Here is a 6,926-nt window from a genome sequence, read left to right on the forward strand (position 1 = left end):
GTTGCCCTATCGCTATCTGGCGGTGGGCCGTGCGGCAAGTTTCGGGAGCCTCCGGCGGGAGTTTGTTTGGCAAGATGAAGCAGGCTCAGCTTATCCAGGCAATAACTGCCGTCAAAGTTGCGACACTGAGTGTGGTCGAGACAAGAATGGCCGCTGAGACGCGTTGTGGAGCGACGCTATAGTGTTGGGCCAGCATGTAGACGTTGCCCGCCACAGGCATGGCGGCACAGGCGATGATCATGGCTGCACCGAACGGTTCAACATTGAACAGAATGATCGCCGAGAACGCGACAAAGGTGGGGTGCAGCACAAGTTTGCAAAAGCTGAGCCAGCCCGCGATTTGGATGCGTTCGGTTGATTTTGACGCAAGCGAGGCCCCGATGGCAAAGAGTGCGCCTGGTGTGGCGGCGCCACCTAAGATGCTCAGAAAATCATTCATGGGGTCAGGGATTGGTATTTGCAGGCCGGACCACGTCAGACCAAGCGCCATGGCAACGATCATCGGGTTTTTGATCAGCCCCATGCCAATGGTCTTGAAGATTGCGGGCGACATGCGCCCGTCGCGCCCAACGGTGATCAGGATGACGATCAGGCTGGAAAAGACGATCAGGTCGGTGGCCAGCACCAGCATCACAGGGCCGATCGCCTGTGGGCCAAAGAGAAGCGCCAGCATGGGCAGGCCAAGAAAACCTGCGTTTCCAATCACGGCGCATTGTGCCTCGACCGCGTTGGTTTGCACGTCGAGTCCGCGCAAGAAGCCGACGAGTGTTGCAATGCCGTAAACGAATGCGGTGCCCCAGAGGTATGCGGCAACCAGCCGTCCATCCCATACCTCCGCCAGTTCCAGGTTTGCGGCGAAGCGGAAGATCATCGCCGACAGTGCAAAATAGAACACGAACTTGGTCAGATATGCGGTTGCCTCCTCCGTGAAAAATTTGGTGCGCCCCGCCCAATAGCCCAGGCCGATCAATGTAAAAAAGGGAAGTGTTTTGAGCAGTATAGGCAGCATGAGACTTGGATAGCCGTTGCGCGAATTTCTATCCACTGTTGATATGCCCGGTGCGGGCGAAATGAACCTTGGGCCGATGTGCCAGCACAATATCTCATATCTATTGCGCGCTTTTTCTTATAGAAAGTGAACAGATCGGTTTATATTGTGCATCATCCCGCAAAACAGGACGCCAGATGAACGACGCAACCCCCATCGTCCGTAAGGGCCGTAAATTCGACCAGGTGCTGGACGGTGCGCGCGATGTGTTCATGGTAGATGGGTTTGAAGGCGCAAGTGTGGATGACATTGCGCGCGCCGCAGGCGTCAGCAAGGCGACGCTTTACAGCTATTTCCCTGACAAGCGTTTGCTGTTCATGGAAGTCGCCAACATGGAATGCACGCGCCAAAGCCAGTCTGCCGTGGACTTTATCGATATGAATGCCGCCCCGCGGGATGTGTTGTGTCAGGCTGGCAAACATTTCCTGCGGTTTATCACATCGAAGTTTGGGCAACAGATCTTTCGGATATGCGTCGCAGAATCAGACCGCTTTCCAGAGATCGGGCGTGCCTTCTACAAGTCTGGCCCTGAGCGTATGCGGGCCGTGATGGGTGAGTATTTCCGAGCTGCGGGCGCACGGGGTGATCTGAAGATCGATGATTTCACCCTTGCTGCCGATCAGTTTGGCGAGCTGTGCAAGGCTGACGTCTGGCCGCGCCTGATGTTCGGGGTGATCGACACGGTGTCCGATGAAGATATCGACAGAGTCGTCGACAATGCGGTCAAGACGTTCCTGGCCCGCTACGGCCCCTGATTTTCCTGATCTGATTGCTCGACTCTGAAAGCCGACTCAGCGTATTCAGGGAGAGAACAAATAATGAACATTTCTGTATGCTCAACCGTCGCATCCTGTCCATCTGGTTCCCCCGGCTGGGGGCCGAACGTCTGATCCGTCGCCAACCCATTCTGGGAGATCAGCCTGTGGCCGTAGTCGAAGAACATCAGAACATGCAGGTCATCACGTCTTTGAGCGGGGAGGCACAGGCGGTGGGGCTGCAGGTTGGTCAGCCCGTGCGTGATGCTCATGCCATGTGCCCTGGATTACTGACCTTTCCCCGCAGTCCGCAGGGCGAGGCGCAGTTTCTGGAAGCACTGCAACGCTGGGCGGGTCGGTTCAGCCCGTGGGTCGCGCCTGAGGATGGTGATGCGCTGGTTATTGACTTGACTGGCTGTGCGCATCTGTTCGGAGGGGAAGAGCAGTTGATGCAGGTCGTGCAGGATGATTGTACTGATCTGGGTCTGAGTGTTTTGATGGGGCTTGCCGATACACGAGGTGCAGCATGGGCCTTGTCCCGATATACGGGCCAAGCGGCAGGCTCGGATCGGTCTGGGGATTCTATTGATCAGGAGGCCCGCGCCACCCGGTCGCGTGCAGGCAAGCGGCGGCATTGGACCAAAGGCGGATCCGCCCCGACTTTTACGGCCCAGGCCCCTGACATCACACGGATTGCACCGCCTGGTCAGACCTATAGTGCGTTGTCCCCCTTACCGATTGCCGCCCTGCGATTGGAGCCTGATATGTCAGCGCAGTTGGGTCGCCTTGGGTTGCGCCGCGTGGGAGACTTGCTGGGCCAACCACGCGCCGGGTTGGCGCGTCGTTTTGGCCGGGGGTTGGTGCTGCGGTTGGATCAGGCGATGGGCAGCGTGCCCGAGCCTGTATCGCCGACTAAGGCGCCTGATCATTTTGCCGTACGGATGACCTTGCCCGATCCCATTGGGCTGGCTGAGGACGTGATGGCAGCCATCGACCGTATGCTACCCCGTCTGTGCAAAATGTTGGAAGAAAAGGGAAAAGGAACGCGGCATGTGATGCTGCAGGCGTATCGCAGTGACCACGCGGTTGAGGTGGTCGAGGTAGGTCTGGCCCGTCCCGGTCACGATCCACACCGTATCCGTCACCTGCTGGAGATGAAAATCGAGGACATCGATGCGGGTTTTGGGATCGATATGATCCGCTTGTTGGCGGTACAGGTCGAGCCCGTCCATGACGTTATGATCGTGGGCCACCGCGAGGCGGGGGCGGCGGTACAGGCGCGGCTTAACAATGCCAACGCCATGGATGATCTGATCGGGCGGCTGGGTGCGCGTGTCGGATTGGAGGCGATCCGGCGTTTTGAGCCGGCGGACAGTCATATCCCCGAAAAATCCCATAAAATTACGGCGGCTGCGTGGTCGAAGCCGCATGATGGGCCTTGGCCCAGACCGACCAATCCACGTCCTTTGCTGCTGTGGCATCCCGAACCCGTACACGCCCCGGCCACACCCAAACTGCCCGAGATATTCCGATGGCGTGGCATGGATTTGAAGCGGCAACGGGCCATCGGACCTGAGCGGATTGCGCCGGAATGGTGGCTGGACGACCCCAACTGGCGATCGGGCACGCGGGATTATTGGGTCACGGACACCGAGGACGGGCAGAGGTTGTGGCTATTCTATGCCCATGGTGGCGGCATGTCGCCCGGGTGGTTTTGTCATGGGTCCTTTGCCTAGGCGCATGCTGCACTCCACCGTCGCACATAAATTGCCGTTGGTTTTTGTCGCGGGCCGCTTGCGACGCTCTTGTCGCGTGCCTTTATTGCGCGAATGGATCGCCGACTTGTTCTTGAACTGCTACCGGGCGCTGCGTTTCTGCTGGGGCACGCGATTGGTGGGCTGCTGTGGGCTGCCGCAACCGCAGTTGTGGCCACAGCGCTGGCCGTCGGGATGCGATGGCGGTGGGATGGCAGCGTGCCATGGCTGGCTGTTTCAACGCTGGTCCTTGCCCTGATCCTGACCGCGTTTGGTATTGTCCTGAATGACGAGACATTTGTTTTGATCCGCCCCACCGTCGGTGCGCTGGCCTTTGCTGGAATTCTTGCAGTCGGTGCCCTGGCACGGCCTAGCCTTTTGCAGCGTACCCTTGGGTATGTGCTGCAGATCGAACCATCGGGCTGGCATGTGTTACATGCTGCATGGATCGCAATCATGTTGCTTTCGGCCGGAGCGAACGAGGTGGCCAGACGGGCTTTGACCACTGATCACTGGGCCATCTACAATGTCCTGTCGGACCCTGTGCTGTTTGGTCTGATCTGGATCGCGACACGCGTGGTGGCGGAATACTACTGGATCGAGGAGGGCAAAGCCTGAGCGACCGTGCCTTTATCGTTTGTCCACGATCCGCACAGCCTTGCCCTGCGACCGTTCAACCTGCCCCGGATCAGCCACATCAACTGCCACGGTGATGCCGATGGTTTGTTTGATCTGGCCAGCCAGGTATTTTCCGGCATCTGTGTGGTTTGTGCTGGTGTCCTCCGCTTCGCAAAGTACGCGCATCTGGTCCATGCGGTCCGGCTTGGTCAGTTCAATCTGGAAATGAGGGGAAAGGCCGGGCGTGGCCATCAGGCATTCCTCGATCTGGGTGGGGAAGACATTGACGCCGCGCAAGATGATCATGTCGTCGCTGCGCCCTGTCACTTTTTCCATCCTCCGCATGCTGCGCGCCGTGCCGGGCAGCAGCCGTGTCAGGTCGCGGGTGCGGTACCGTATGATCGGGAATGCCTCCTTGGTCAGGGAGGTAAAGACAAGTTCCCCCATTTCGCCATCCGCGACGGGTTCGCCGGTGTCGGGGTTGATGATTTCGGGAAAGAAATGATCTTCCCAGATGTGCAGCCCGTCCTTGGTTTCGACGCATTCCATCGACACACCAGGGCCGATAACTTCAGACAGTCCGTAGATGTCGACGGCGTGCATGTCGAACGCCTGCTCGATCTCGGTCCGCATGGCGTTGGTCCAGGGTTCCGCGCCGAAAATTCCCACTTCAAGGGAAGAGGCGCGCGGGTCGAGGCCTTGGGCGTTGAATTCGTCCAGTACCGACAGTGCATAGGATGGTGTGACCGTGATCCCCTTGGGTTTGAAGTCTTCGATCAGCCGGACCTGTCGTGGGGTCATGCCGCCCGAGATGGGTATGGTGGTCAGCCCGAGGGCATCGGCGCCAAGGTGGATGCCAAGCCCACCGGTGAACAAACCGTAGCCATAGGCGTTGTGCAGAAGGTCCCCGGGTTGCATGCCCGCTGCCCGCAGGCTGCGGGCAACGACCTGGCCCCAGTTGGCAAGATCGTTTTCGGTGTAGCCCACCACCGTCGGTTGACCCGTGGTGCCCGAGGAGGCGTGGATGCGTTTCACCTGATCACGGGGTACGGCAAACATGTCGAACGGGTAGTTTGCGCGCAGGTCCTGCTTGGTGGTGAAGGGAAATTTCGCAAGATCGTTGAGCGATGTCAGGTCGTCAGGGTGGATGCCCGTCGCGTCGAAAGCGGCCTTGTAATGGGGCACACTCGCGTAGGCGTGGTTCAGGGACCATTTCAGGCGGTCGAGTTGCAGCGCCACAATCTCGTCCCGGCTGGCGATTTCGATGGGATCGAGCGTGTTGCTGTCAGGTGTAAGGTCTTTCATTCTCGGCCCTCGTCAAAATGCGTGCCTGCGATTGTGCGTGAGAGGCCGCGGAACAGGGCAATCTTGCGACCGTCTTCGCCTGTGACGGTGACATCATAGGTGCCGGAGCGGCCTTGTCGCGCCGTTTCGATGGCTGTTGCCGTGAGTGTCTCGTCCGGCTGTCCCGGTGACAGGTACGTGATCTGGTTCTGCTGGGCGACAGTCAACTGGTTGTACGTATTGCAGGCAAAGGCAAACGCACTGTCAGCAAGCGTAAAGATCATGCCGCCATGGCAGATGCCGTGCCCGTTCAGCATGTGTTTACGCACCTGCATTGTCAGTGTCGCGGCACCGGGGGCGATATGGCTGATACGCATCCCCAGCGCATGGCTGGCCTCATCGGTCGCCCACATCGTATCAGCACTGCGCCGGGCGCGCTCTTCCGGTGTCATCCGGCATCCTCCCCATGCGTTTCAGACTTCCGTGACTTTGCCTTTGTTTTGTAACGCTTTCAAGCATGTTGGTATGGCTCTTGAAATTGTGGTCCGGTCGCGCAACTGTGGCGACATGACGTTGCATACGCCTCCCCCGTCCAACTCACGCGAAATGCCGAGCCCGCAGGTGGCCTTTCACCGAACCGAGCTGTCGGTGATCCTGTCTCTTTACGGCCGCATGGTGGCGGCTGGGGAATGGCGAGATTACGGGATTTCGTGCTTGCGTGATGTGGCCGTTTTCTCTGTGTTTCGCCGGACGGCCGAGAACCCGATGTACCGGATCGAGAAGCGTCCGAAGCTGCGGGGAAAGCAGGGAATGTATTCTGTTATCGGTATGGACGGGCAGGTGTTGCGCCGTGGGCAGGATCTGAAGACCGTTTTGCGGGTGTTGGAGCGTAAACTAATCCGCGCTGTCGAGTAAGGTCTGCTGCGCAGGGACGTTCATTTTTTCTGACGAAGGGGCTGTCTGTCCGTTCGAGCTCCCCGGACGGTTATGCGTACGGTATTGCCTCCATTTTCTTCTATGAGAAGATGAAGGCGGTCGGTTTCTTGGATAGCTATCTGGGGAACTGGTGGCGGGTGGGTCTCCCCCAGGAATAACCCGATCTGTGGTCGTAAAGTATTTTGCCACCTGCCACATCAGTCCGGCTATCCGAACGGTAGAAGGGCCTTCGTGGCCGAGCACAGTCAAGGAGAACGACAAAGATATGAGCAGCAACTTGAGCGAGGTAGATCGCCAACATCATTGTATTTGAAGTCTCGAAGGCTAGCCTGACGGTTCATAACCTGTCCGATGATCGTCAGGTGACAATCTCGAACACGGTCTCGGCAATGAGCCACTCCCCAATTGTTGGACAAGATCTGGCGCAACTTAAGCTACTCTCTGCTCAGGACCGCCAAGTTAGTCCAACTTGGTTAGTGCATGACCGGCCTTTGGTCGATCTGGACGATGGTTTCCGGGGCTGGTGGGTGG

7 protein-coding genes are annotated in these 6,926 nt (G+C 58.4%); 4 read left to right on the plus strand and 3 right to left on the minus strand.

What is annotated here, in order from left to right; translation table 11 throughout:
- Positions 1-85 precede the first annotated feature (85 nt).
- The gene (locus Q1A75_RS02635; RefSeq protein WP_299555603.1) at positions 86-1,009 is read right to left on the minus strand and encodes an AEC family transporter; all 924 of its coding nucleotides are present in this window, start codon (positions 1,007-1,009) and stop codon (positions 86-88) included.
- 176 nt (positions 1,010-1,185) lie between these two features.
- Here Q1A75_RS02635 and Q1A75_RS02640 point away from each other — a divergent pair, with 176 nt between their 5' ends.
- From Q1A75_RS02640 to Q1A75_RS02650, 3 genes are all read left to right on the plus strand, one after another.
- On the plus strand, positions 1,186-1,803 hold the full coding sequence (locus Q1A75_RS02640; protein WP_299555605.1) for a TetR/AcrR family transcriptional regulator: 618 nt from the start codon (positions 1,186-1,188) through the stop codon (positions 1,801-1,803).
- A gap of 77 nt (positions 1,804-1,880) precedes the next feature.
- Complete coding sequence (locus tag Q1A75_RS02645; protein ID WP_299555607.1) at positions 1,881-3,539, plus strand: DNA polymerase Y family protein; 1,659 nt, start codon at positions 1,881-1,883, stop codon at positions 3,537-3,539.
- Positions 3,540-3,632: 93 nt separating this feature from the next.
- Positions 3,633-4,175: a septation protein IspZ gene (locus Q1A75_RS02650; RefSeq protein ID WP_299555609.1), complete on the plus strand. Its 543-nt coding sequence runs from the start codon at positions 3,633-3,635 to the stop codon at positions 4,173-4,175.
- 12 nt (positions 4,176-4,187) lie between these two features.
- Here the strand turns inward: Q1A75_RS02650 and paaK are convergent, their stop codons facing one another.
- Both paaK and paaI read right to left on the minus strand, forming a co-directional pair.
- Positions 4,188-5,480, minus strand: coding sequence for a phenylacetate--CoA ligase PaaK (paaK, locus tag Q1A75_RS02655; protein ID WP_299555610.1), 1,293 nt, complete (start codon positions 5,478-5,480; stop codon positions 4,188-4,190).
- Positions 5,477-5,911 carry a hydroxyphenylacetyl-CoA thioesterase PaaI gene (gene paaI / locus Q1A75_RS02660; RefSeq protein ID WP_299555611.1) on the minus strand — a complete coding sequence of 145 codons (435 nt, stop codon included), beginning with the start codon at positions 5,909-5,911 and terminating at the stop codon, positions 5,477-5,479. Before paaI ends, paaK begins: the two co-directional genes overlap by 4 nt.
- Before the next feature lie 115 nt (positions 5,912-6,026).
- Between paaI and Q1A75_RS02665 the strand changes: the two genes are divergently transcribed.
- A complete protein-coding gene (locus tag Q1A75_RS02665; protein WP_299555613.1) occupies positions 6,027-6,374 on the plus strand; it encodes a DUF2794 domain-containing protein in 348 nt (115 codons plus the stop codon).
- Positions 6,375-6,926 lie beyond the last annotated feature (552 nt).

It is taken from the genome of uncultured Tateyamaria sp. (assembly GCF_947504105.1).
In the GTDB taxonomy this organism is placed as follows: domain Bacteria; phylum Pseudomonadota; class Alphaproteobacteria; order Rhodobacterales; family Rhodobacteraceae; genus Tateyamaria.